Below are 25,968 nucleotides of genomic sequence, written 5' to 3' on the forward strand. Positions count from 1 at the left end.
CTTAAGGAAACACCGTGCTTACGATCTACAACACGCTCACCAAGAGCAAAGAAGTCTTCAAGCCGCTGGATGGCAACAAGGTGCGCATGTACGTCTGCGGGATGACCGTGTACGACTACTGCCACCTGGGCCACGGCCGCAGCATGGTCGCGTTCGACCTGGTGACCCGCTGGTTGCGGTTCAGCGGTTATGACCTGACCTACGTGCGCAACATCACCGACATCGACGACAAGATCATCAACCGGGCCAACGAGAACGGCGAGTCGTTCGAAGCGTTGACCGAGCGCATGATCGCGGCGATGCACGAAGACGAAGCGCGCCTGAACATCCAGAAGCCGGACATGGAGCCGCGCGCCACGGATCACATCCCTGGCATGCACGCGATGATCCAGACCCTGATCGACAAGGGTTACGCCTACGCCCCGGGTAATGGCGACGTGTACTACCGCGTCGGCAAGTTCATGGGCTACGGCAAGCTGTCGCGCAAGAAGATCGAAGACCTGCGCATCGGTGCGCGGATCGAGGTCGACGAAGCCAAGGAAGATCCGCTGGACTTCGTGCTGTGGAAAGGCGTCAAGCCGGGCGAGCCGAGCTGGGAATCGCCGTGGGGCGCCGGGCGTCCGGGCTGGCACATCGAGTGCTCGGTGATGTCCACCTGCTGCCTGGGTGAGACGTTCGACATTCATGGCGGCGGCAGCGACCTCGAGTTCCCGCACCACGAAAACGAAATCGCCCAGAGCGAAGCGGCCACCGGCAAGACCTACGCCAACGCGTGGATGCATTGCGGCATGATCCGTATCAATGGCGAGAAGATGTCCAAGTCCTTGAACAACTTCTTCACCATTCGCGACGTGCTCGACAAGTACCACCCGGAAGTCGTGCGTTACCTGCTGGTGTCGAGCCACTACCGCAGCGCGATCAACTACTCGGAAGACAACCTCAAGGACGCCAAGGGTGCACTGGAGCGCTTCTACCATGCGTTGAAAGGCCTGCCGAACGTGGCACCGGCTGGCGGTGAAGCGTTCGTCGAGCGTTTCACCACGGTGATGAACGACGACTTCGGCACACCGGAAGCCTGCGCGGTGCTGTTCGAGATGGTCCGTGAGATCAACCGTCTGCGCGAGAGCGATCTCGATGCAGCGGCCGGTCTGGCGGCGCGCCTGAAAGAACTGGCCAGCGTGCTGGGTGTGTTGCAGCTCGAAGCCGACGACTTCCTGCAAGCTGGTGCCGAAGGGCGCGTGGATGCAGCCGAAGTCGAGGCGCTGATCGCTGCGCGTCTGGCGGCACGTGCCGGCAAGGACTGGGCCGAATCCGACCGCATCCGCGACCAGCTCACCGCCATGGGCGTGGTGCTGGAAGACGGCAAGGGCGGCACGACCTGGCGTCTGGCTGACTGATTGCTGCGCCTGTTACAAACAAAACCCGCCTTGTGCGGGTTTTTGTTTTTCGGTTCGCATTGATCGTTCCCACGCTCCGCGTGGGAATGCAGCCCGGGACGCTCCGCGTCCCATGCCGAAGCGGACGCGGAGCGTCCAATGAGGCGTTCCCACGCAGACGGTTCGACGCCTCGACGTGGGAACGATCCAGACAATGTGTGATTGCTTTTGGCATTCGCATAGGTCTTGATAGCGCACGCGGCAGGATGCTCATCAGCGGCGAATCCGGAAGGGAGGAATCATGGCTAATCACTATCGCGAGTTGGTATCGACACCCGGCGCGACCGGGCTGATCCTCGCGAGCTCTATTGCCCGACTGCCCCAGGCAATGATCGGCATCGGCATCATCACCATGCTGGTGCAGCAGACCGGCGTTTACTGGCTGGCCGGCACAGTCGCCGGTACGTTTACCCTGGCCAATGCGCTGCTCGGCCCGCGCATCTCGAAACAGGTTGATCGGCGTGGCCAGAGTCGCGTGCTGCCCGTCGTCACGGCGTTCAGCATCGTCATGTTGCTGGCGCTGATTGTTGCCGTGCACCTGAGGGCGCCGGCCGCGCTGTTTTTTGTGCTGGCGGCACTGGCGGGGACGATGCCGAGCATGCCGTCCATGATCCGCGCACGCTGGACGCAGCTGTTTCGTGGCAAGCCACAACTGCACACCGCGTTCTCGCTGGACACGGTTCTCACCGAACTGGCCTACATCATCGGCCCGCCACTGGCGATCGGTTTGAGCGTGAGTTTTTTCGCGGAAGCCGGGCCGCTGGTGGCGGTGGGGTTGCTGGCCGTCGGCGTGACGGCGTTTCTCATGCAGCGTCAGACCGAACCGAAAGTCGTGGCGGGCAACCGGAAAAACAGTGGTTCGACCCTGCTGATTCCCGGCGTTCGCACCATTGTCCTGGCACTGCTGGCGATGGGCGCCATTGGCGGATCGATCGATGTCGCCGTTGTAGCGTTCGCCAATGCCCAGGGCTGGCCAGCGTCCGCCACCTTCATCCTCGCCGCCTATGCGTTCGGCTCGCTGGTGGCGGGCCTGACCTTCGGCGCGTTGCGTGTTTCGCTGGCGATTGAAAAGCAGTTCTTTATCGGGATCCTGGTCACGGCAGTCACCGGCGTATTGCCGATTTTCTCACCGGACGTTTATGTCCTTACCGCGATGCTGTTTATCGCCGGCATCTCGTTCGCGCCGACCATGGTTGTGGTCATGAAGCTGGGAACAATCATCATCCCAGCAGCGAGGATGACCGAAGGCCTGACGTGGATGACCACCGGAATCAGCATCGGCGTGGCGCTCGGCGGCATGCTGGCGGGGCTGGTGATTGATGCTTTTGGTGCACGGGCAGGGTTCGCGGTCGCGATTGCTGCAGGTCTGATGATGATGGTCGTGGTGCTGATGGGCCTGCGGACGTTGGCGGCCGCATCGGCTGCGCCTGTTGAGCCGACCGTTTCGGCCTGACCGGCTATGGGGGCGCTCAGCTTTCAAGCTGCCGCAATCGCTTGTACAGCGTATTGCGGCTCACCCCCAATCGCCGAGCCAGGTGGGAAATATTCCCGCCGGCCAGTTGCAACTCTCGGTTCAGCGCCTCGGCATCGTTCAGGTCGATGCCCAACGGCTCGGCCACTTCCACCGGCTCCATCTCCAGATCGACGAAGAAGTCGTCCGGCAAATGCTCGGGCCGAATCGGTTGTTCCTCGGCCATCGCCAGCGCCACCTGCATCACGCTGCTGACCTGACGCAGATTGCCCGGCCACGGGTGCCGTTCAAACAAGTCCAGCACCTCGCGACTCAATCCCGCCCACTGCGACGGCTCGCGATGTTGCTCCCACAGGCGTTTGAACAGCGCCTGCTTGTCGCTGCGCTCGCGAAGCGGTGGTAATTCGAGAGTCAGGCCGCCGATGCGGTAGTACAAGTCTTCGCGAAAGCGCCCCAGTTGCACCTGTTCCCGAAGCGAACGGTTGGTGGCGGAGATGATCCGCAGATCCACCGGGAACAGCTCGCTGCTGCCCACCGGTTGCACGCAGCGCTCCTGCAGCACCCGCAACAGCCGGGCCTGGGTCGGCAGCGGCATGTCGCCGATCTCGTCGAGGAACAGCGTGCCTTTGTCGGCCTTGCGGATCAGGCCGATGCTGCCTTTCTGGTTGGCACCGGTGAACGCACCTTTCTCGTAACCGAACAGCTCTGACTCCACCAGTTCGGCGGGGATCGCTGCGCAGTTGACGGCAATGAACGCCTGTTTGCTGCGGGAGCTGGCATGGTGCAGGGCCTTGACGAAGACTTCCTTGCCGACCCCGGTTTCGCCGTGAATCAGCAGCGGGATGTCCTTTTCCAGCAGACGTTCAGCCTGGCGCACGGCTTTCTCCACGCGACTGTCGCCGAAGTGCAAAGTGCTCAGGCTGATGGCCGTGGGTGCGGCGACTTTCGGTTCGGCGGTTCTTGTTTCAGTGAAGACCCGCGCCTGAACCGGCGCCTGTTTAGGTCGCTTCAACAAACACTGGAAACGATTGCGCCCGGAAGTCTGCAAGGCAAACGGCAAACCGTCCGGCTGATTGATCAACTCCAGCAACGACACCTTGAACAGGCTTTCAACGCTGACCCGCGACAAGCGCACACCCAGCAGATTGTCGGCCCGACGGTTGGCCGACAGCACCTGACCGCTCTCATCAAAGATCAGCAGCCCGGCCCACTGGCTGTCGAGATTGTTCAACCCGGTGTTGAAGGTCAGTTGAAAGTGCTGGCCATGGAACAGGTTGAGGATCAGCCGGTTTTCCACGGTCTGGCTCATCATCTTGACCATGCCGAGGGTGTGCGAGGGCGGCAGGTAGCTGTCGCTGGACACATCGAGTACGGCGATGACCTTGCGCTCGGCATCGAAAATCGGTGCGGCGGAACCGGTCATGAAGCGGTTGGCCTTGAGAAAGTGTTCATCGTGTTCGATGTGCACCGCCTGCTCGCAGGCCAGCGCCGTGCCGATGGCGTTGGTGCCGCTGGCGCGTTCGATCCAACTCGCTCCCGGTTGAAAACCCCGCGCCAGACTCGGCTCGATAAAGCGTTGCGTGCCCCACGAGGTCAGCACCTGGCCCTGATTGTCGGCGAGCATGATCAGGCAGTTGGAATTGCTGAGGATGTTTTCGTAGTAGGGCAAGACTTCCTGGTGGGTGGTCTGCACCAGCGCGTGATGGCTGTCGAGCAGATGCGCGATGCCGGCGGCGGGCAACTGATCAAAGGCCGGGGCGCTTTGGTGATCCAGACCGAACGCGCGGCAACGTTGCCAGGAACTCTGGACGAGGGCGTCGTGGGACAGCGGCGGGGCAGTTGCGGCCATGATTGGCAGTCTCTGAAGGGTGCTTTGTTGTTTTTGTTATGGCTCGTTCGACGAGCAAAAAGCATCCATAGAGTGTTGTTCACTATTGTTCATTGTCAATCGCCAAACTGTTCAATTGTTCAGTCGCGACTGTTCACTTGTGTTCAGCTACGAACCACGGTTTGCGTGGCTTTCAGCGAATCTAACGGTAAATCAACAGCTTGCCGTTTCTGGCACGAATGTCGCTCTACAGGACAGGTCGCTTGACTCCAATAATAAAAAGGCCGAGCCATGTCACTCACCCTGGAGCACGTCTGCCGTACCGTCGAGGGCCAGACCTGGATCGACGATGCGAGCCTGAAATTCGAACCTGGATCTTTCAACGTTTTGCTCGGACGCACGCTGTCCGGCAAGACCAGTCTGATGCGCCTGATGGCCGGTCTGGACAAGCCCGACAGCGGCCGCATCCTGATGAACGGCGTCGACGTCACCCAGCGCCCGGTGCGTTTGCGCAACGTGTCGATGGTCTATCAGCAGTTCATCAATTACCCGACCATGACGGTGTTCGAGAACATCGCCTCGCCGCTGCGCCAGGCCGGGATCTCCAACGAACAGATCCAGAGCAAGGTGCAGGAAACCGCGAAGATGCTGCGCATCGAGAAGTTTCTCAAGCGCTATCCGCTGGAACTGTCCGGCGGCCAGCAGCAGCGTACCGCGATGGCGCGGGCGCTGGTCAAGGATGCCGAGCTGATTCTGTTCGACGAGCCGCTGGTCAACCTCGATTACAAGCTGCGCGAAGAGCTGCGTCAGGAAATGCGCGAGCTGTTCAAGGCGCGCCACACCATCGCCATCTATGCCACCACCGAACCCAACGAAGCGCTGGCGCTGGGCGGTACCACGACCATTCTGCACGAGGGCCGGGTGATCCAGAGCGGCCCGTCGACCGAGGTCTACCACCAGCCACAAACGGTGCTGGCCGCCGAATTGTTCTCCGAGCCGCCGATCAACCTGATGCCGGGGCGCATCGCCGGTAACGAAGTGAGTTTCGCCAACTTCGTGCACTTCCCGCTGAACGTCGATCTGCGGCCAGTGGGCGAGGGCGAGTTCCGTTTTGGTGTGCGCCCGAGTCATATCTCGCTGGTGCCGAGCAACGACGACGACCTGGAACTGGCGGTGACCGTCGAGGTGGCGGAAATCAGCGGTTCGGAAACCTTCCTGCACGTGCGCAACGAGCATTTTCTGCTGGTGTTGCATTTGCCGGGGGTTCACGAATACGACGTCGATGCGCCGATCCGCATCTACATTCCGACCCATAAACTGTTTGTGTTCGATGCGCAGGGCCGTCTGGTGCAGGCACCGGGCCGGCGCGTCGCGAGGGTTGCCTGATGGCCGAAATCCGTTTGCAGCACCTCGCCCACAGCTACAGTAAAGCCCCGAGCGGGCCCGAGGATTACGCGATCCGCGAGATGGACCACATCTGGGAGCAGGGCGGCGCCTATGCCTTGCTCGGCCCTTCGGGCTGCGGCAAGTCGACGTTGCTCAACATCATTTCCGGTCTGCTCAGCCCGTCCCAGGGCCATGTGCTGTTCGATGGCAAAGCGGTCAACGACCTGACGCCGGAGAAGCGCAACATCGCCCAGGTGTTCCAGTTCCCGGTGGTGTACGACACCATGACCGTGTTCGACAACCTGGCCTTTCCCCTGCGCAATCAGGGCCTGGCCGAGGCGAAAGTTCACAGCAAGGTGCAGGAAATCGCCGAAGTCCTCGACCTGCAAAACCTGTTGAGCAAAAAGGCGCGCAACCTCACCGCCGACGAAAAACAGAAAGTCTCCATGGGCCGTGGCCTGGTGCGCGATGACGTCTCGGCGATTCTGTTCGACGAGCCGCTGACGGTGATCGACCCGCACCTGAAATGGAAACTGCGGCGCAAGCTCAAGCAGATCCACGAGCAGTTCAACATCACCATGGTCTACGTAACTCACGATCAGCTGGAGGCTTCGACTTTTGCCGACAAGATCGCGGTGATGTACGGCGGCCAGATCGTCCAGTTCGGTACCCCACGGGAATTGTTCGAGCGGCCGAGCCACACTTTTGTCGGCTATTTCATCGGCAGCCCGGGGATGAACCTGATCGAAGTGCAACCGCAACCGGGCGGGGTCGGTTTCAATTCAACCCATCTGCCGCTGTCCGACGGCTTGCAGCGCCATATCGAACACGGCCAGTGGAAAAATCTGAAGGTCGGCATCCGTCCCGAGTTCATCCATGTGTGGGACGAGCCGTTTGATGACGCGATGCAGGCGCGGGTCGTACACGTCGAAGACCTCGGCACCTACAAGATCATGACCCTGGATCTGGACGGCGCACCGCTGAAAGTGCGCCTGGCCGAGGACAAACCGGTGCCCCAGGGCACTGCGTACATCAGTTTTCCGGCGCAGTGGCTGATGGTCTACGCCGACGAGTTTCTGCTGGATGCCACCGATAGCGAGGTACAGCCATGAACAAGGTGCAGAACAACAAGGCGTGGTGGCTGGTGTTGCCGGTGTTCCTGCTGGTGGCGTTCAGTGCCGTGATCCCGATGATGACCGTGGTCAACTATTCGGTGCAGGACATTTTCGACCAGTCCAGCCGCTACTTCGTCGGTGCCGACTGGTACAAGCAGGTGCTGCTCGATCCGCGTCTGCACGACTCGTTGCTGCGCCAGTTCATCTACTCGGCGTGTGTGCTGCTGATCGAAATCCCCCTCGGGATCGCCATTGCCCTGACCATGCCGACCAAGGGTCGCTGGTCGTCGGTGGTGCTGATCGTGCTGGCGATCCCGTTGCTGATTCCATGGAACGTAGTCGGCACCATCTGGCAGATTTTCGGCCGCGCCGACATCGGTCTGCTCGGGTCGAGCCTCAACGCCATGGGCATCAGCTACAACTACGCGGCCAACACCATGGACGCCTGGGTCACCGTGCTGGTGATGGACGTCTGGCACTGGACTTCGCTGGTGGCGCTGCTGTGTTTTTCCGGCTTGCGGGCGATTCCCGATGTGTATTACCAGGCCGCGCGCATCGACCGGGCCTCGGCCTGGGCTGTGTTCCGGCACATTCAGTTGCCCAAGTTGAAGAGCGTGCTGCTGATCGCGGTGATGCTGCGCTTCATGGACAGCTTCATGATCTACACCGAGCCGTTCGTGCTCACCGGTGGCGGGCCGGGCAACTCGACGACCTTCCTGAGTCAGACCCTGACCCAGATGGCCGTAGGCCAATTCGACCTGGGGCCGGCGGCGGCATTCTCGCTGGTGTACTTCCTGATCATCCTGCTGGTGTCCTGGCTGTTCTACACCGCCATGACCCACAACGATGCCAACCGCTGAGGCCCGGCCATGAGCAAAAGAAAGCTGATTCCCCTGCTGCTCTACATTCTGTTCCTGCTGGTGCCGATCTACTGGCTGCTGAACATGTCGTTCAAGAGCAACACCGAAATCCTCGGCGGACTGACCCTTTTCCCACAGGATTTCACGCTGGCGAACTACAAGGTGATCTTCACCGACCCGAGCTGGTACACCGGTTATATCAACTCGCTGTACTACGTCAGTCTGAACACGATCATTTCTCTGACCGTGGCGCTGCCGGCGGCGTATGCGTTTTCGCGCTACCGCTTTCTCGGTGACAAGCACCTGTTCTTCTGGCTGCTGACCAACCGCATGGCACCGCCGGCGGTGTTCCTGCTGCCGTTCTTCCAGCTGTATTCGTCGATCGGTCTGTTCGATACCCACATCGCCGTAGCGCTGGCGCACTGCCTGTTCAACGTGCCGTTGGCGGTGTGGATCCTTGAAGGCTTCATGTCCGGGGTGCCGAAGGAAATCGACGAAACCGCCTACATCGACGGCTACAGCTTTCCCAAGTTCTTCGTGAAGATCTTCATTCCGCTGATCGGCTCCGGCATCGGTGTGACAGCGTTTTTCTGCTTCATGTTTTCCTGGGTCGAGCTGCTGCTGGCGCGCACGCTGACCTCGGTGAACGCCAAACCGATCGCGGCGGTGATGACGCGCACGGTGTCGGCATCCGGGATTGACTGGGGCGTACTGGCGGCAGCGGGGGTGTTGACTATTCTCCCCGGCATGCTGGTGATCTGGTTTGTTCGCAACCACGTGGCCAAGGGCTTTGCCCTGGGCCGGGTCTGAGGAACTGATGATGGAATGGATGAGCTGGACCGTCCCGACGGCGGCGTTTTTCATCGTGATCGGGTTGATCCTGGTGGGCATGACCACCTGGGAATTGCGCTCGCCGAGCATCTTGCGGCGAGGGTTTCTGCCGATTGCCACCACCCGTGGCGATCGTTTGTTCATCGGTCTTCTCGGCAGCGCCTACCTGCATCTGCTGGTAATCGGCGTGACCGACTGGAGCATCTGGGTAGCGTCCGCGTTGTCCCTGGTGTGGCTGTTGGCTGTGATGCGTTGGGGCTAGTCGAATCGCTCGGCAATCGTGCTCCGAAAACCTAACAGGAGGTCTCTATGTTCGATAAGAAAAATAAGCTGCGACATAGCATTTCATTGGCAGCCATGCTGGCACTCAGCGGTTTGAGCGCGTCCGCCTGGGCCGACGCCTACGAAGATGCCGCAAAAAAATGGATCGGCAGCGAATTCAAGCCGTCGACCCTGACGGCCGAGCAGCAACTCGAAGAACTGAAGTGGTTCATCAAGGCGGCCGAGCCGTTTCGCGGGATGGACATCAAGGTCGTCTCGGAAACCCTGACCACCCACGAATATGAATCCAAGGTGCTGGCCAAGGCCTTCAGCGAAATCACCGGCATCAAGCTGACCCACGACCTGCTGCAGGAAGGCGACGTGGTGGAAAAAATGCAGACGGTGATGCAGTCGGACAAGAACATCTACGACGGCTGGGTCAACGACTCGGACCTGATCGGTACGCACTTTCGCTACGGCAAGACCGAATCGATCACCGACCTGATGGCCAATGAAGGCAAGAACTTCACCTCGCCGACCCTCGACATCAAGGACTTCATCGGCATCTCCTTCACCACCGCGCCGGACGGCAAGATCTACCAATTGCCCGACCAGCAGTTCGCCAACCTGTACTGGTTCCGCGCCGACTGGTTCGAACGCGCCGACCTGAAAGCCAAGTTCAAGGAAAAGTACGGCTATGAACTGGGCGTGCCGGTGAACTGGTCGGCCTATGAAGACATCGCCAAGTTCTTCAGCGAAGACGTCAAGGAAATCGACGGCAAACGCATCTACGGGCATATGGACTATGGCAAGAAAGACCCGTCGCTGGGCTGGCGCTTCACCGATGCCTGGTTCTCCATGGCCGGTGGCGGCGACAAGGGCATTCCCAACGGCTTGCCGGTGGACGAGTGGGGAATTCGTGTCGAGGATTGCCACCCGGTCGGTTCCAGCGTGACCCGCGGCGGCGACACCAACGGCCCGGCGGCGGTGTTTGCCACCACCAAATACGTCGACTGGCTGAAGAAGTACGCGCCACCGGAAGCGGCGGGCATGACCTTCTCCGAATCCGGCCCGGTGCCGTCCCAGGGCAACATCGCCCAGCAGATTTTCTGGTACACCGCGTTCACCGCCGACATGACCAAGCCGGGCCTGCCGGTGGTCAACGCCGACGGCACGCCGAAATGGCGCATGGCACCGTCGCCACGCGGGCCGTACTGGGAAGAGGGGATGAAGCTCGGTTATCAGGACGTGGGCTCGTGGACCTTCATGAAGTCCACGCCTGAGAAACAGAAACTCGCGGCCTGGCTGTATGCGCAGTTCGTGACCTCGAAAACCGTGTCGCTGAAGAAAACCATCGTCGGTCTGACGCCGATTCGCGAGTCGGACATCAACTCGCAAGCGATGACCGATCTGGCGCCGAAACTCGGTGGTCTGGTCGAGTTCTACCGCAGCCCGGCCCGTGTGCAATGGACGCCGACCGGCACCAACGTGCCGGACTACCCACGCCTGGCACAATTGTGGTGGAGCCACATCGCCGAAGCCGCCAGCGGCGAGAAGACCCCGCAACAGGCCCTCGACGGTCTGGCCAAGGATCAGGACGCGATCATGACCCGTCTGGAACGCTCCAAGGCCCAAGCGGTGTGCGCACCGAAAATGAACCCCGAGCGCGACGCGCAATACTGGTTCGACCAGCCGGGCGCACCAAAACCGAAACTGGCCAACGAGAAGCCGAAAGGCGAAACCGTGAGCTACAACGAACTGCTCAAGTCGTGGGAGGCGGCACGCAAGTAAGCGCTTTTGCGGGACGGAACGGCACCTTTGGGTGCCGTTTTTCTTTGTGCGGGATTCAGACCAGAACAGCCAGATCTGTGTACTGAGCCACCAGGGGATCGGCGGTTAGCAGCTTCATCGGCTCAATCATGGCGGTTGCAACAATAAGCCGATCGAATGGATCGCGATGGTGGTGTTCAAGCTCCTTTACGGCAATGGCGTGTTCTGAGGTCACTGGGAGTTCTATAAAGCCGCTGTCGAGGCTGTATTGCCTTATTTCTTCGAGATCTACATTCAACTTACCGAGCCCGACCTTGATTGCCATCTCCCAATAGGTCGCAGCGCTGATATAGATTTCGGTGGCGTTCTCAATCAGTTTTCTGGCTTTTGCGGAGAGTCTGGAATCGTCTGAAAGCGTCCAGAGCAGAATGTGGGTGTCGAGCAATACCCTCATGACTGGCCACCCTCAAATGCGTCGAGCATGTCATCCGATAGTGGCGCGTCGAAGTTTTCGGGAAGCACGAGTTTGCCCTTCATCGCACCTATGCGCGGACCGTGAGACTTGGTGACAGGAACCAGACGAGCGAGTGCACGCCCATGTTTGGCAATTGTAATGATCTGCCCCGAGGCGGCCTCATCGACGAGTCTGGATAGATTGTTTTTGGCTTCGGCCAACGGAACGATGATCATCATGTTTTCCTCATATTCTGGACAAATATAGCCAGAATCAAGGGGGCCCGCAAAGTCCCGGATTTTTTCTGTGCAGGTGGGGGGCAAACCTGCACGTCGCGCTATATAGGGAAATTGCATGACTTTGCTCCGTCGCTCGACCACCGATGAATCGAAGCTGCTCACCAGCTCAAAAAAGATTTCACGTTTCATTGTCCGTTCTGGCCTAAGCCGCTTGGTAAACCGTGACCCAAGATAACGTCTTGTTTCCTGGTGTGGCTGTAGGACGAGACGGGCATTCTGGAGAGAGCTTTCTGTGTTCCCGGCGGGACGGGCCAGTAACGGAAAAAGATCCTACGGCCATATAACGCTCACCTTTCGATTTCACGTTTCACCGCCCGGCGCACCGCTTTGAGGAGGGCGTTTTCAAAGGCGTTGTGCCCGGCGTGCAGCAGCCGGCAGTGGATGTTCATGCGTTGCCTGAGCCAGCGCACGCTGGCCATGCCATGGGTGTCGCGGATGCCCTGGATCAGCAGGGTGTTGTCATCGAGGGTCAGGTCTTCATCCTTTGGCGTGAAGCAGTAGTTCTGCAGGTGGTAATGCAGCTCGAGACGGATGGCGAGCACCGCTTCCTGATCGACAAAGCGCTCCAGAGTGTCGGGGCAGATCGTCTGCCCTGTGCGACGTAGAACAGCGTTCAACCATTCGATGGCGGCTCGGTGTTGCTGCGATGGACAGCCTTCGCCGAGGATCCGGTAGATGTCCCTGGCACGGTGGCCGGGCGACATGTGAGGCGATTGTGCCAACCCGTCATTGAGTGCCTGATCGTAGGCCCGGACATTGGCGGCAAACGGCACGAATACCGAAACCAGCGTGGTTTTCAGCAGGTGCTGCGGATATCGCTGTTGGTACTGGATCGCCAGCCAGCTACCCCATGACACGCCAAGCACGCTGATTTTTTCGAAGCCGAAATACTGGCGCAGGGCATCGATGTCTTCGACACACAGCCCGGTAGTGTTGTCCCGCAGCTCGCCGTAAGGCGTCGAGCGCCCGCAGCCCCGTTGGTCGAACAGGATGATGTCGAACCGACCCGGTTCGAAGAACTGCAAATGGTGGCGGCTGATACGTCCGCCGGGCCCGCCATGGAGGAAAAACACCGGTTCGTGTCCCGGAACACCATGCCGTTCCCAATAGAGTTGATGGCCGTCGCCGGTCGGGTAATAACCTCGGCTATGCAGGGAAAAGCTCATGGCGCCGGAACCGTCAGACGATAGAACTGGAACAGCTCGATTTGCCCTGGTCGTGCCGCGACACTGGATTCAAGTTTCAGGTGATGGATGGAGGCAAGCCAGGTGACCGGAATCAGCACCGGGGTGTGACCGAAGACGAGGATCGTGCCACCGGGATTGACGCAGCGGATCAGCGATTCGAACGCTACGTGGGCCTCACGGCGGGTCAAGACTTCGGCGTTGAGGAAACGCAGGATCAAGACATCGCAGCGAATTCCGGAATTGAAAGCTTCACTCGCCTCCAGCACGTCAAATTCGACGGATGTCCCGCTGTGCCAGCGCCTGGCATGTTCGATCATCGAGGCCGAACGGTCACTGCCCAGGCAAAGACAGTCGGGCAGGGCGCGGGCGAGGTGGGCGATGAACGCGCCGGTCGAACAGGCCGGGTCGTAAATCAGTGCGCCTTTTTCAGTGATGGCCTGGAGCAGCCCGGCGCAGTATTCGCGCAAGTGCTGCTCGTCAGTGTTCAGCTGTTCGGCCAGTGATTCGTTGCATTGCCAGAAGTCTGCCGGGCAGACCGCTTCCCGGCCCGCCTCATCCAGCAGCGGGAAGGGAACCAGGATCTCGCTGTCAGCCTGATGCAATGCATGTTCAAAGACCTGCGCTTTCTCCGCGGGTGAGGCCGTCCGATAGCCGATCGACAACCCGTCATCCCCCCACAATGAATGCAGATGCGGGCCAAACAACATGTCGGGTTTGAGCGAGCTGCTGGCCTGCCATCGAAAATGCCGGTCACGTTGCAGGAGCTTGCGGCCGACCCAGAGCTCATCGTTTACCCGCAGGAAAAAAACGTGATGCAGTCCGCTGCCTCGCGGTTCGAGGAAGTGGCCAACAGCGCCGTTCTCGTTGAGGTAAAGGCGCATGGATCGGGCCAGTGTCAGCTCCCGGTTGCGATCGGGTCGGCTCATGGGGCGGGCCTCTCCAGAGTACGGCCCCGGGCTTGCGGTATGACGACGTTACCGCTGCAGACCACGAAGAAGCGTTCCAGTCCGGGGATCACCACGTTGAGCAGGGTCGTGCCGAGCTCGGTTCGCTGCAGGACCGCTGCACCCAGCGAACGGCCATGAATCCGCAGGTCTTGAGTCAGCAGGTGCAGTTGATTTTGCACCGACAGGTCTTTGGCGGCATCCGGCAGTCTCACCTCGTGTTGAACGCAGCGATGCAGAAGCGTGTGCGGATCAAACTGCGAACAGCGCAGAAGGCGCGGGAACGGTTGCAGGTTGCGCAGCGCATTGGCCAGTGTCTGACGGTATTCGGGTTCGGCGGCACTCAGTTGCAGCTGCACCAGTTCAGTAAGCGCCCGCCACGCCGCGTGACGCGGGTCGAGAGAGCTGCCGCTGCCGAATACCTGTGGGTGAGCGCCCGGCTTCGTGGTGAAGGCCAGAAAGGTTCGCGTCTTGAACTCGGTGCTGATATCCACCAGCACGATTTCGCCGTCGATCTCTTGTTCGGCATCAGCCCAAAGACGATCGAGATCGTCGCGTTCAGTGAGACGCGCCACCCGTCGCAGTGGTGGATGGTTCTGATAATAAAAATGATCGAGCAGAAACAACGACACGGCGTCGCGCTCGATGCATTCGTTGGCGGCGTGCAGCATCGCTTCGTGGTAAGTGGCGCCAATGGCGGTGCCGCTGTTGCTGGCGTAGCGCTGCACGGCACGGTAGTCCGCCATGCCCGGTGACGAGGGTAAACGTGAGCCGTTCGGCGAGGTCAGCGCCACCGGGTAGGAAAACCGGTCATGCCACGGCGGACAGACATAGGTCCGGCAGGGGATGCGCACGTTTTGCTGGCAAGTGAGCCTGTGCAGAAGCGAGTCATCGGCAAACACCGGCGTGTCTTTGAAATAGCGTTCCGTTTCGTGGTGAACATCGTAGGTACAGAGCTCATCCGTCCAGTAATGCTCGAGCGCTTCATAGAGCGCGCCCAGGTGCGCCTGATCCGCATAACCCTTGCCGGAGCCACGGGCATGACGGTTGTCGCCGCCATGAAGACTCGCCTGAACTGCAACCACTTTGCTGCCGAGGGTGCGGGTGTGCGGTGTGAGGCCCAGGCGTGAAAGTTCGGTGTGAATACGCCGTTCTGCCTGATCGGCCGTGAGCTCACGCTCGGCCAACGTTGTCTTGTGCATGATTTCCTTCCTGGAAAGCCCGCGAGGGCGCAAGGCCCCCGCGGGTTCTGTCACTCGGCGTTGAGTTCCGCCTGTTCTTCCTCGGTCAGTTGCAGCGCTTCGATCTGCTCTGGCGAGGGCGCTTCCTGCTCTTCCAGTTCATCGATAGGGTTTGCGTTCCAGCTGCCCATGTAGCCCATGATGTTGCTCCTTGGTTGTTGTTTGGGAGTGCTGTTGCAAGCACGAGCCGAATCTAAAAGGGCGGTGAGGGCGGGGTCAAAAATGTCCGGACGTTTCCAGTCGCGGGTTTCAGCGGTGTCGAAATACGTACTGATAAAACGTGAATTGACGCCGCGAGGACGTGTTTCTGAGGGGGCAGCACTGCATTGCAACGGGCGAGCCACGCGAAAGGAATCAGCGGTTTGAGGCGTTCTGTCTTTTGCCGCTGTCAGACGTTTCAGCGCAGGGGCGACGCAAATTCGTGCTGAAGGATTTACGGGGATGGATGCAGCACTTGTGCGGCGATTTTTCCCATGAGGTTTGAGAAAACACCGCACAAATCGGCTTGAAGGTTCAGTGCCGTTCCGGGTGCGTCACGGGAAACACCAGACTGAATATCGTCATCGCTCCCGGTCGGCTTTGAACCTGCGCAGAGCCTTGATGCAAGGTCATGATCGAGTGCACGATGGCCAGTCCCAGACCGGTACTGCCCTGTGACCGGGTGCGGCTGCTGTCGACCCGGTAAAAACGGTCGAACAGATACGGCAGGTGCTGCGCTTCGATGCCCGCACCGGGATTGCTCACCCGCAATGACACCTCGTTCGGCGCCTGTTCGATGAACAGCGAAACGGTCTTGCCGGACGGGCAGTGGCGCAGGGCATTGGACAGCAGATTGGAAATCGCTCGCTGAATCATCAGCCGGTCGCCCGACACCTGAGCGCTGCCGATGACTTTCAGGTCGATCTGTTTGTCCTGCGCCGTCAGAGAAAACAGGTCAGCCACCTTGGACGCCTCTTCTTCCAGCGCAATCGGCTCGAACGAGGCGTGCGCCGCAGGCTGGGTGGCCTGGGCCAGGAACAGCATGTCCGAGACAATCCGCGCGACCCGCTCCAGCTCTTCGGTGCAGGACACCAGAACGTTGGTGTATTCCTCGACCGACCGCTCGCGCGACAGCGTCACCTGGGCCTTGCCCATCAGGTTGTTGATCGGCGTGCGCAGCTCGTGGGCCAGGTCATCGGAGAACTGCGACAACTGCTGCACGCCGCTGTCCAGTCGATCGAGCATGACGTTGATGCCCTGCGCCAGTTCGCTGAGTTCCTGGGGCATGTTCAGCACCGACAGGCGATGGTCGAGATCCTGCGTCGTCACTCGCGCCGCCACTTTGCGAAACTCGCGCAACGGTGCCAGCCCTCGCTGCACGGCACCCCATGCGGTCAGGCCGATGAATACCAGCAGCAACGGCAAAGCCATCAATGTCGAGCGCAAATAAGCACTGAGCAAGGCCTGATCGTGGGCGTTATCCATCGACAGCAGGACCGGTACGCTGCTGCCGTCCTTGAGGCGAATCAGCTTGGAGACGGTGAGAAACTTCGCACCTTCGGCATCGGCGCTGTCGGTGTGGGTCAACTGATCGGTTGTCGCCCGTACCGCCTTCAGTTCAACGCGCGGATCGGTCAGACCCGAACCGGACTTGAGCAGCGGGGTGCGCAGGTTGTTCAGGTCATAAATAGTCAGGGTCAGGTTGTCGTGCCCCATGACCTGATCGAGCAGAATGTGCGGCTTGGCGCTGATCTCGCCGGTGTCGAAGTACAGCGTCAGGCTGTGCTCGACCTGTTCCAGCTTCTTTTCCAGGCTGTCGCGCGATAGCGCGTTCAGCTCGTGGGTCAGGGCGAAATACGCGAGGATCGCCAGGAACACCACCAGCAGCGCGCCGAGAATGCTGACCGTCAGACCCAGCCGCAGCGACAGGCTCGCAGGCTTCATTCCCGCGCCTCCAGCACATAGCCGACACCGCGCAGGGTGTGGATCAGTTTGCTGTCGAACGGGTCGTCGATCTTCGCCCGCAAGCGACGGATCGAAACTTCGACCACGTTGGTGTCGCAGTCGAAATTCATGTCCCACACCAGCGAGATGATCTGGGTGCGGGTCAGCACTTCGCCGGACTGGCGCATCAGCAGGTGCAGCAGGGCAAACTCCTTGGTGGTCAGGTCGATGCGCTGGGTGCCGCGAAAGGCCCGGTGACGGCCCGGATCGAGTTCCAGATCGGCGACCTTGAGCACCTGCGGCACCGGAATATTTTCACTGCGCCGCATCAACGTGCGTACCCGGGCCAGCAGTTCCGGAAACTCGAACGGCTTGACCAGATAATCGTCGGCGCCCAGGTCCAGACCCCGGATCTTGTCCGCCAGCCGCCCGCGTGCGGTGAGCATCATCACCCGGGTGGAGTGGGTGCGACGCAGTTGTTCCAGCACGCTCCAGCCGTCGAGTTCCGGCAGATTCACATCGAGAATGATCAGGTCATAAACCTGTTGTTGCGCCAGGTGCAAACCATCCGCGCCATTGACCGCGTGATCAACGATATAACCACTTTCGGTCAGGCCCTGATGCAAGTATTCGGCAGCTTTAAGCTCGTCCTCGACGACAAGGATTCGCATGATGTTTCACCACTTTTAATGAATGGGTATTTAAGTAAGTGAGTCTGGAAGTTGCAGTTTTTGCAGGGACTTCCTGACGGACTTTGGAGCTGAGTGGCGTGTACCGTAAAGGCTGTAGTGGCTACAGAGTCAACGCCTGAGCCCTTTAAATCGGCCATCCGCGACAGCCTGTCGCAGCGAAGTGGTCAATTTTTCATGACTTCCTTTTCGGCAAGTGCTGTTCGGCTGATAACTAACATGCATTTGTTTCGGTGTGTTGCAGCAAAGCCATTCGAACTTCGAATCCTAGAGCAAAACAACTTCGATTAACCGTGGATAACGGATTTGTAATGTTCACGTCACCTTGTCGATAAGTTCAAAACCCTACCGTGGCGCCATCAACGATTCTTGATTGAAGGAAGTCTTCCATTGCCCGGTTTAATTGAACTGACGGCGCGCTCACGCCTGAAAAAAACCGCCAGCGGCCTGTTGTTGCTGGCTTGTACCAGCCTTGCCAGTGCGTCGACTTTGACGCTGGATCAGGCGTTGCAAACCGCCTTCGCCAGCAACCCGGAGCTGGCCGCCGCGCAGTGGGAAATCGGCATTGCCGAAGGTGACCGCAAGCAGGCCGGGCTGATCCCCAACCCCGAGGTGTCGTGGGAGGCCGAAGACACCCGGCGTGAATCACGCACCACCACGGTGATGCTCAGCCAGCCGATCGAGCTGGGCGGCAAGCGGGGTGCGCGGATTGATGTGGCGAGTCGTGCCCAGGATGCCGCCGGCATCGAACTGGAGCGCAAGCGCAACGTCCTGCGCGCCGACGTGCTTCAAGCGTTCAACGGCGCGCAGACCGCGCAGCAACGTTTGCAACTGGCCCGGCAGTCGCTGCAACTCGCCGAGCACGGTTTGCGTGTGGCTCAGGGGCGGATCGAGGCGGGCAAGTCGTCGCCGGTGGAAGGCACGCGGGCGCAAGTGCAGCTTTCGGAAGTGCGCCTGGAATTGAGCCGCGCCGAGCGTGATCAGGCCAATGCGTACCAGCAGCTGGCGCAGGTCATGGGCGCACCGTTGCCGACGTCGACCACGGTGCAGACCGCAACTCAAAGTCTGCCCAGCGTACCGCCGCCCACCCGTTTGCTTGAGCGTCTGAACGAGACCGCGGAGCTGCGGCTGGCCAGGTTGCAGATCGACCAGCGCGAAGCGTCGCTGGGGCTGGAAAAGTCCCAGCGGATTCCCGATCTCACCGTCAGCATCGGCAGCCAGTACAGCGAAACCGAGCGCGAGCGGGTCAACGTGGTCGGGCTGTCGATGCCGATTCCGCTGTTCAACCGCAATCAGGGCAACGTGCTGGCGGCGGCGCGGCGTACCGATCAGGCGCGGGACCTGCGCAACGCCACCGAACTGCGCTTGCGCACGGAAATCCAGACCACGCTGGCGCAATGGCAGACCGCCAACGGCGAAATCCAGGCATTCGACCGGACCATCCTGCCCGCCGCGCAAAGTGCGGTCGACAACGCCACTCGCGGTTTCGAAATGGGCAAGTTCGGCTTCCTCGACGTGCTCGATGCCCAGCGCACATTGATCGCCGCTCGCAGCCAATACATCCAGGCGGTGAGCGAGGCGACCGACGCCCGGGTCCGCATCGAACGCATCTTCGGCGACCTCAGCGCCAACCCTTGAATTTCAACGTTCTGATTACTGCGCGATGGTTTGGCGCAGAGGAGTTTCCATGGATAAAAAACTGATCGTGGTTGCTGCGGCGACCTTGGCGCTGGGCATTGGCATCGGCTCGATGTGGAGCGGCAATGCGTCTGTCGATGCGCATGCCGATGAAGCGGCGGAGCACGCCGACCATGCCGAAGAAGGCGCCGCCGCTGACGGCGGGCACGACGAAGAAGGGCACATCGAACTGACGGCCGAGCAGATCGCGGCGGCGGGGATTCAACTGGCCTCCGCCCAGGCGCAGAACTTCAGCCTCGGTCTGTCGTTCCCCGGCGAAGTGCGCTTCGACGAAGACCGCACCGCGCATGTGGTGCCGCGTGTGCCGGGCGTGGTCGAGTCAGTGTCGGTCAATCTTGGGCAGTCGGTGAAGAAGGGCCAGTTGCTGGCGGTGATCGCCAGTCAGCAGATTTCCGATCAGCGCAGCGAGCAGGCAGCCGCGCAACGCCGCTTGGCCCTGGCCCGCACGACGTTCGAACGCGAGAAGAAACTGTGGCAGGACAGGATCTCCGCCGAACAGGATTTCCTCCAGGCACGTCAGGCCCTGGAGGAAGCCGAAATTGCCGTGAGCAATGCCCGGCAAAAGATCAGCGTGCTCAGTGGCAGCGTGGTCGCCACCGGTGGCAATCGCTATGAGCTGCGGGCGCCGTTCGAAGGTGTGGTAGTGGAAAAGCACCTGACGCCGGGCGAGGTGGTCGATGAAACCACGGCGGCGTTCACGCTCTCGGATTTGTCGCGGGTGTGGGTCACGTTCGGCGTGTCACCGAAAGACTTGAACAAGGTGCAAGTGGGCAAACCCGTCACCGTCAGTGCGGCGGAATTGAACGCCGAAGTCAGCGGCACCGTGACCTACGTCGGCAGCCTGCTCGGCGAACAGACCCGCACCGCGACCGTGCGCGTCACCCTGGAAAACCCGCAAGGCTCCTGGCGCCCGGGCCTGTTTGTCACCGCGCTGGTCGCCACCGACAGCCGCCAGGCCAAAGTCGCCGTACCGGAAACCGCAATCCAGACCGTCGAGGACAAGCCCACGGTGTTTGTGCGCACCGACAACGGCTTCAAGGCGCAAGCAGTGGAGCTGGGCAGTCGCGCGGCAGGCCAGGCGGAAGTCATCGCCGGACTGGAACCGGGCGTGCAAGTCGCCAGTACCGGCAGCTTCGTCCTCAAATCGGAGCTGGGCAAAGCCTCGGCCGAGCACAGTCATTAATCGCGGAAGACTCCCATGTTCGAACGCCTGATCCAGTTTGCCATCGAGCAGCGCATCATCGTGCTGCTCGCCGTTCTGCTCATGGCCGGCCTCGGCATCGCCAGTTATCAGAAACTGCCGATCGACGCCGTGCCCGACATCACCAACGTCCAGGTGCAGATCAACACCGGTGCAGCGGGATTCTCGCCACTGGAAACCGAGCAGCGCATTACGTTCCCGATTGAAACCGCGATGGCCGGTTTGCCAGCGCTGGAGCAGACCCGCTCGCTGTCGCGTTCGGGGTTGTCGCAGGTCACGGTGATCTTCAAGGAAGGCACCGATCTGTTCTTTGCCCGGCAATTGGTCAACGAACGATTGCAGTCCGCCAAGGAGCAGTTGCCCGAGGGCGTGGAAGCGGTGATGGGGCCGATCTCCACCGGGCTCGGCGAGATCTTTTTGTGGACGGTCGAGACCAAGGAAGGTGCACTGAAGGACGACGGTACGCCCTACACGCCGACCGACTTGCGGGTGATTCAGGACTGGATCATCAAGCCGCAACTGCGCAACGTCCCCGGCGTGGCGGAGATCAACACCATCGGCGGTTTTGCCAAGGAATATCAGATCGCGCCCGATCCGAAAAAACTCGCGGCCTACAAACTGACCCTCATCGATCTGGTGACGGCGCTGGAGCGCAACAACGCCAACGTCGGCGCCGGGTACATCGAGCGCAGCGGCGAGCAATTGCTGATTCGCGCGCCGGGCCAGGTAGCGAGCACCGAGGACATCGCCAACATCGTCATGGCCAACGTCGACGGCACGCCGATCCGGATCAAGAACGTCGCCACCGTGGACATCGGCCGCGAACTGCGCAGCGGCGCCGCCACGGAAAATGGCCGGGAAGTGGTGCTTGGCACGGTGTTCATGTTGATCGGTGAAAACAGCCGCACGGTCTCCCAGGTCGTCGCCGCGAAGCTCGAACAGATCAACAAGTCGTTGCCCGCCGGCGTGATCGCGGTGCCGGTGTACGACCGCACGCATCTGGTCGACAAGGCCATCGCCACGGTGAAGAAGAACCTCGTCGAAGGCGCGATTCTGGTGATCGCAATCCTTTTTCTGTTCCTCGGCAATATCCGCGCTGCGCTGATCACGGCGATGGTGATTCCGCTGTCGATGTTGTTCACCTTCACCGGCATGTTCAGCAACAAGGTCAGCGCCAACCTGATGAGCCTCGGCGCGCTGGACTTTGGCATCATCGTCGATGGTGCGGTGGTGATCGTCGAAAATACGCTGCGACGACTGGCCCATGCGCAGCAGCATCACGGGCGTCTGCTGACGCGATCCGAACGTTTCCATGAAGTGTTTGCAGCAGCGAAAGAGGCGCGGCGACCGCTGATTTTCGGCCAGTTGATCATCATGGTGGTGTACCTGCCGATCTTCGCCCTGAGCGGCGTCGAGGGGAAAATGTTCCACCCGATGGCGTTTACCGTAGTCATCGCGTTGCTTGGCGCCATGCTGTTGTCCGTGACTTTTGTGCCGGCGGCAATTGCGCTGTTCGTGACCGGTAAGGTCAAGGAAGAGGAGGGCGTGGTGATGCGCGGCGCGCGTCGCGTTTATGCGCCGGCGCTGAACTGGGTCATGTCCCATCGGACGATGGCGGTCGGCGCGGCGTTGGCTGTGATTGTGCTCAGTGGCGTGGTCACCAGCCGCATGGGCAGCGAGTTTGTGCCGAGTCTCAGCGAGGGCGATTTTGCCTTGCAGGCGCTGCGCGTGCCGGGCACCAGCCTGACGCAATCGGTGGACATGCAGCAGCGGCTGGAAGCGTTGATCCTGAATAAAGTGCCGGAGATCGAGCGCGTCTTCGCCCGCACCGGTACTGCGGAAATCGCCTCTGACCCGATGCCGCCGAACATCTCCGACAGCTACGTAATGCTCAAACCCAAAGAGCAATGGCCGGAGCCGGGCAAGTCCCGCGAAACCCTGATGGCCGAGCTGCAACAAGCCGCGGCAACGCTGCCGGGCAGTAACTATGAACTGTCGCAGCCGATCCAGTTGCGCTTCAACGAGCTGATCTCCGGCGTGCGCAGCGACGTGGCGGTCAAGGTGTTCGGTGATGACATGGACGTGCTCAACGCCACGGCGGCGAAGATTGCCGTCGCGATGCAGAAGGTCAACGGCGCGTCCGAGGTCAAGGTCGAGCAAACCAGCGGTCTGCCGGTGCTGACCATCAATATCGACCGCGACAAGGCCGCGCGTTACGGGCTCAACGTCGGCGATGTGCAGGACACCATTGCGGTGGCCGTCGGTGGGCAGAAGGCCGGCACTCTGTATGAGGGGGACCGTCGATTCGACATGGTGGTGCGCTTGTCCGACGCCATGCGCAAGGACATCGACGGGTTGTCGGCACTGCTGATTCCGGTGCCGGCGGCGGGTGGTGATGCTTCCAGTCAGATTGGCTTCATTGCGCTGAAGGACGTTGCCAGCCTCGATCTGGTGCTGGGGCCGAATCAAGTCAGTCGCGAGAACGGCAAGCGCCTGGTGATCGTCAGCGCCAACGTGCGTGGGCGCGACATCGGTTCTTTTGTCGCCGAGGCGGGCGATGCGATCGAGCGCGACGTGCAGGTGCCGGCAGGTTACTGGACCACCTGGGGCGGGCAGTTCGAGCAACTGCAATCGGCGGCCAAGCGTTTGCAGATCGTGGTGCCGGTGGCGTTGCTGCTGGTGTTCGGGTTGCTGTTCATGATGTTCAACAACCTCAAGGACGGCTTGCTGGTGTTCACCGGGATTCCGTTTGCGCTGACCGGCGGGGTCATGGCGTTGTGGCTGCGGGATATTCCGCTGTCGATCTCGGCGGGTGTCGGGTTTATCGCGCTGTCCGGCGTGGCGGTGCTCAACGGGCTGGTGATGATTGCGTTCATTCGCAACTTGCGGGAGGAGGGACGTTCGCTGTCCGAAGCGATTCACGAAGGTGCGCTGACGCGATTGCGCCCGGTATTGATGACTGCGCTGGTGGCGTCTTTGGGCTTCATTCCGATGGCGCTTGCGACCGGCACCGGGGCCGAGGTGCAGCGACCGCTGGCAACGGTGGTGATTGGTGGAATTCTGTCCTCGACCATTCTCACGCTGCTGATCCTGCCAGCGTTGTATCAGCTGGCGCATCGTCGGGATGAGGAAGCGCCTACGGCGGCCTAGTCAATTTTTCCCTCAACAACAGGCCCGCCATTGCGGGCCTTTCTACATAACGGATATGTAATTTCGGCGCCACCGTCACGAAAGGTTCGGATTGTTACCTTGATCCCGTCAGTGACTTGAATGAGGAATGAACGATGAAATTTGCACAGATTGGCGCGTTTGCCGTGGCTCTGATGATGTCTTCCCTGGTGTTGGCCGAAGGTGGCGGCGACCGCACTTTCGACCGAATGATGGCCGCCAATGACCACTCGATGGAGGTGTTTGCTGCGAAGGAAAAGGCCCGTGATCCGGTCGTTGTGAACGACAAGAAGGACGACAAGACCCAAGACCTGTAAGCGTGCTGCCAGTGAATGAGCCCGTCATCGCGCATCGATGGTGGGCTTTTTTATGAGTCGTGTTTTGAAGGAAACGAATATGAAAACTCTAAAGCTGTTGGCGTTCACCGCTGTCATGGCGATGTCCTTGAATGTGTTGGCCGAAGGCGGTGGCGACAGAACGTTCGACCGGGCGCTCAGTGCCAACACCAAAGCCATGGAGCAGTACGCGGCCAGTCAGGGCAAAGCGGCGCCGGTGGTCAAGGAATACGAGTACGGAATGAAGCTGGATGTGAAGAAGGTGGTGAGCGTTGTCCGGCCGAAAAATGAATGCGCGGTCGTGCCGGCTGCGATGACTTACGAGGACTCCAAGGGGCAGCTCAATACGGTCACTTACAACGTGATGGGCAATTGTCGTCAGCAGGGTGGCTGACGCTAATCCCTGCTGAAACGCCCGGTTCATGTGCAGTGAGTCGGGCTTTTTTTCGGGCGCAAAAAAGGCGCCCCGAAGGACGCCAAAGATTCACCTCTTACCAAAGGAGCAAGGAGCTTCTAAAGGTGAATGGGCATCGCTCGTGAAACTCAGAGAATCGCCAGCGGGTATTCGACGATCACCCGCACCTCATCCAGGTCTGACTCGAATGCGGTGGCGCGGGTCGTGGCCTGGCGCAGACGCAGCGACAGGTCTTTCATCGAACCGCTCTGCACCACGTATTTGACTTCGATGTCACGCTCCCAGCGCTTCTGGTCAGTTAGCGGATTGCCCTCGGCATCGCGGCGCATGTACACGGCGTTGGCGTTGGAGTAATCGGCGTCGGTGCCGCGTGCATAACGGGTCATGAACGACAGGCCCGGTACGCCGTAAGTAGTCATGTCGAGGTCGTAGCGCACCATCCAGGAACGCTCTTTCGGTGAGTTGAAGTCGCTGTACTGGATCGAGTTGTCGAGGAAGATCGAGTCGGACTGACGCAGGTAATCGAAGTCGTCATTGCCGTTGTTGCGCTGGTGGGAAATGGCGACGGAGTGGGCGCCGAGTTTCACGCCGACGCGGCCGCTCCAGATGTTGTTGTCGAACTCGCCGAGCAATTGTTTGCCCTCGTCGACAGCCTTGTAGTAATTCAGGCCGCCGAACAGCGACAGGTCATCCGACAGTGGATACGTCCAGGCGGTGCCGGCGTAGTACTGGTTCCAGGCATCTTTGAGGCGGCTGGAGTACAGGCTGAAACTCAGGTTTTTGTTCAGCGCGTAATCGCCGCCGCCGTAAGCAATCCATGGCGAATTGACCGGGCCGGCGTAGAAGGTCGCGAAGTTTTCGCGCAGGTCGCTGGACACCGGTTGACTCATCGCATGCAACCGGCCGCCCTGGATCGACAGACCTTCGACGCTGGTATTGGTCGCCGTCACACCGCGAAAGCTTTCCGGCAGCAATCGTGAATCGCCTGCCGCGACCACCGGGTTGGCCGGGAACACATCACCGACTTTCACCACCGTATCGAAAGCGCGCACTTTGGCGGCGCCACCGACCTTGGTGTATTCGTCCCGCGCTTCACCGTCGCCGTTGACTGGCAACACGTCGAACGAACTGCGGCCACCGTTGCGGCCGTCGCCGGTGTCGAGTTTCAGACCGATCATCGCAAACGCATCCACCCCGACCCCGACGGTGCCCTGGGTGAAGCCGGATTCGAACTTGCCGATGATGCCGTGGGCCCAGGCCTCCGAATATCTGTTGCCGGTGGGACTGGACTGGCCGTTGCGGTGGTCACGGTTGAAGTAAAGGTTACGGTTGAGCACCGTCAGGCTGCTGCCTTCGATAAACCCTTCGGGTTTTTCTTCTGCAAACACCGTGGACGGCCCGGCGCCGACAACCACTGCCAGAGCGGCCATCGACATTTTTGTGTTGTTAACCATCA

23 protein-coding genes are annotated in these 25,968 nt (G+C 60.5%); 13 read left to right on the top strand and 10 right to left on the bottom strand.

Features of this window, described 5'->3' with window-relative positions; genetic code table 11:
- Positions 1-14: 14 nt before the first annotated feature.
- Positions 15-1,397: a cysteine--tRNA ligase gene (gene cysS / locus AC07Y2_RS14610; protein WP_039767472.1), complete on the top strand. Its 1,383-nt coding sequence runs from the start codon at positions 15-17 to the stop codon at positions 1,395-1,397.
- A gap of 280 nt (positions 1,398-1,677) precedes the next feature.
- Positions 1,678-2,889 (top strand): MFS transporter, encoded by a 1,212-nt coding sequence (locus AC07Y2_RS14615; RefSeq protein WP_103386175.1) that lies wholly within the window; start codon positions 1,678-1,680, stop codon positions 2,887-2,889.
- A gap of 16 nt (positions 2,890-2,905) precedes the next feature.
- Here the strand turns inward: AC07Y2_RS14615 and AC07Y2_RS14620 are convergent, their stop codons facing one another.
- Positions 2,906-4,756: a sigma-54-dependent Fis family transcriptional regulator gene (locus AC07Y2_RS14620; protein ID WP_103386174.1), complete on the bottom strand. Its 1,851-nt coding sequence runs from the start codon at positions 4,754-4,756 to the stop codon at positions 2,906-2,908.
- Positions 4,757-5,026: 270 nt separating this feature from the next.
- Between AC07Y2_RS14620 and AC07Y2_RS14625 the strand changes: the two genes are divergently transcribed.
- Genes AC07Y2_RS14625 through AC07Y2_RS14650 form a run of 6 tightly spaced genes read left to right on the top strand, consistent with a single transcriptional unit; the run spans position 5,027 to position 10,979 of the window.
- Positions 5,027-6,121 (top strand): ABC transporter ATP-binding protein, encoded by a 1,095-nt coding sequence (locus tag AC07Y2_RS14625; RefSeq protein WP_064597764.1) that lies wholly within the window; start codon positions 5,027-5,029, stop codon positions 6,119-6,121.
- On the top strand, positions 6,121-7,233 hold the full coding sequence (locus tag AC07Y2_RS14630; protein ID WP_103386173.1) for an ABC transporter ATP-binding protein: 1,113 nt from the start codon (positions 6,121-6,123) through the stop codon (positions 7,231-7,233). The genes AC07Y2_RS14625 and AC07Y2_RS14630 overlap by 1 nt, the downstream gene beginning before the upstream one ends.
- Positions 7,230-8,096, top strand: coding sequence for a carbohydrate ABC transporter permease (locus tag AC07Y2_RS14635; RefSeq protein ID WP_007951487.1), 867 nt, complete (start codon positions 7,230-7,232; stop codon positions 8,094-8,096). The genes AC07Y2_RS14630 and AC07Y2_RS14635 overlap by 4 nt, the downstream gene beginning before the upstream one ends.
- A 9-nt stretch (positions 8,097-8,105) precedes the next feature.
- Positions 8,106-8,906: a carbohydrate ABC transporter permease gene (locus tag AC07Y2_RS14640; protein ID WP_007951486.1), complete on the top strand. Its 801-nt coding sequence runs from the start codon at positions 8,106-8,108 to the stop codon at positions 8,904-8,906.
- 10 nt (positions 8,907-8,916) lie between these two features.
- On the top strand, positions 8,917-9,189 hold the full coding sequence (locus AC07Y2_RS14645; RefSeq protein WP_039767461.1) for a DUF2160 domain-containing protein: 273 nt from the start codon (positions 8,917-8,919) through the stop codon (positions 9,187-9,189).
- A 47-nt stretch (positions 9,190-9,236) separates the two neighbouring features.
- Positions 9,237-10,979 (top strand): ABC transporter substrate-binding protein, encoded by a 1,743-nt coding sequence (locus AC07Y2_RS14650; RefSeq protein ID WP_007951484.1) that lies wholly within the window; start codon positions 9,237-9,239, stop codon positions 10,977-10,979.
- Between the two features lie 55 nt (positions 10,980-11,034).
- On the opposite strand, the gene AC07Y2_RS14655 is transcribed toward AC07Y2_RS14650, so the two are convergent.
- The 8 genes from AC07Y2_RS14655 to AC07Y2_RS14690 form a co-directional block, all read right to left on the bottom strand.
- A complete protein-coding gene (locus AC07Y2_RS14655) occupies positions 11,035-11,412 on the bottom strand; it encodes a type II toxin-antitoxin system VapC family toxin (protein WP_039767456.1) in 378 nt (125 codons plus the stop codon).
- A complete protein-coding gene (locus AC07Y2_RS14660; protein ID WP_178082852.1) occupies positions 11,409-11,840 on the bottom strand; it encodes a type II toxin-antitoxin system Phd/YefM family antitoxin in 432 nt (143 codons plus the stop codon). Before AC07Y2_RS14660 ends, AC07Y2_RS14655 begins: the two co-directional genes overlap by 4 nt.
- A 158-nt stretch (positions 11,841-11,998) precedes the next feature.
- Positions 11,999-12,877 carry an alpha/beta fold hydrolase gene (locus AC07Y2_RS14665; RefSeq protein WP_103386172.1) on the bottom strand — a complete coding sequence of 293 codons (879 nt, stop codon included), beginning with the start codon at positions 12,875-12,877 and terminating at the stop codon, positions 11,999-12,001.
- Entirely contained in the window at positions 12,874-13,824 is a 951-nt protein-coding gene (locus AC07Y2_RS14670) for a class I SAM-dependent methyltransferase (protein WP_103386171.1), read from the bottom strand. The genes AC07Y2_RS14665 and AC07Y2_RS14670 overlap by 4 nt, the downstream gene beginning before the upstream one ends.
- Positions 13,821-15,044 carry a YcaO-like family protein gene (locus tag AC07Y2_RS14675; RefSeq protein WP_103386170.1) on the bottom strand — a complete coding sequence of 408 codons (1,224 nt, stop codon included), beginning with the start codon at positions 15,042-15,044 and terminating at the stop codon, positions 13,821-13,823. Before AC07Y2_RS14675 ends, AC07Y2_RS14670 begins: the two co-directional genes overlap by 4 nt.
- Positions 15,045-15,094: 50 nt before the next feature.
- The gene (locus AC07Y2_RS14680) at positions 15,095-15,223 is read right to left on the bottom strand and encodes a hypothetical protein (RefSeq protein ID WP_256574470.1); all 129 of its coding nucleotides are present in this window, start codon (positions 15,221-15,223) and stop codon (positions 15,095-15,097) included.
- A 373-nt stretch (positions 15,224-15,596) separates the two neighbouring features.
- Positions 15,597-17,006 carry a heavy metal sensor histidine kinase gene (locus tag AC07Y2_RS14685; protein WP_103386169.1) on the bottom strand — a complete coding sequence of 470 codons (1,410 nt, stop codon included), beginning with the start codon at positions 17,004-17,006 and terminating at the stop codon, positions 15,597-15,599.
- A complete protein-coding gene (locus AC07Y2_RS14690; protein WP_007951475.1) occupies positions 17,003-17,677 on the bottom strand; it encodes a heavy metal response regulator transcription factor in 675 nt (224 codons plus the stop codon). The genes AC07Y2_RS14685 and AC07Y2_RS14690 overlap by 4 nt, the downstream gene beginning before the upstream one ends.
- 408 nt (positions 17,678-18,085) lie before the next feature.
- On the opposite strand from AC07Y2_RS14690, the gene AC07Y2_RS14695 reads away from it, so the two are divergent.
- From AC07Y2_RS14695 to AC07Y2_RS14715, 5 genes are all read left to right on the top strand, one after another.
- Positions 18,086-19,333 (top strand): TolC family protein, encoded by a 1,248-nt coding sequence (locus AC07Y2_RS14695; protein ID WP_085667532.1) that lies wholly within the window; start codon positions 18,086-18,088, stop codon positions 19,331-19,333.
- A gap of 49 nt (positions 19,334-19,382) precedes the next feature.
- On the top strand, positions 19,383-20,576 hold the full coding sequence (locus AC07Y2_RS14700; RefSeq protein WP_103386168.1) for an efflux RND transporter periplasmic adaptor subunit: 1,194 nt from the start codon (positions 19,383-19,385) through the stop codon (positions 20,574-20,576).
- A gap of 15 nt (positions 20,577-20,591) precedes the next feature.
- Positions 20,592-23,744, top strand: a complete 3,153-nt coding sequence (locus AC07Y2_RS14705) for a CusA/CzcA family heavy metal efflux RND transporter (protein ID WP_103386167.1) — start codon at positions 20,592-20,594, stop codon at positions 23,742-23,744.
- Between the two features lie 134 nt (positions 23,745-23,878).
- On the top strand, positions 23,879-24,079 hold the full coding sequence (locus AC07Y2_RS14710) for a co-regulatory protein PtrA N-terminal domain-containing protein (protein WP_103386166.1): 201 nt from the start codon (positions 23,879-23,881) through the stop codon (positions 24,077-24,079).
- Between the two features lie 79 nt (positions 24,080-24,158).
- On the top strand, positions 24,159-24,491 hold the full coding sequence (locus AC07Y2_RS14715; RefSeq protein ID WP_103386165.1) for a DUF2790 domain-containing protein: 333 nt from the start codon (positions 24,159-24,161) through the stop codon (positions 24,489-24,491).
- 149 nt (positions 24,492-24,640) lie between these two features.
- On the opposite strand, the gene AC07Y2_RS14720 is transcribed toward AC07Y2_RS14715, so the two are convergent.
- Positions 24,641-25,966 (bottom strand): OprD family porin, encoded by a 1,326-nt coding sequence (locus AC07Y2_RS14720; protein WP_103386164.1) that lies wholly within the window; start codon positions 25,964-25,966, stop codon positions 24,641-24,643.
- Positions 25,967-25,968 lie beyond the last annotated feature (2 nt).

Source organism: Pseudomonas sp. GW456-12-1-14-TSB6, assembly GCF_059424205.1.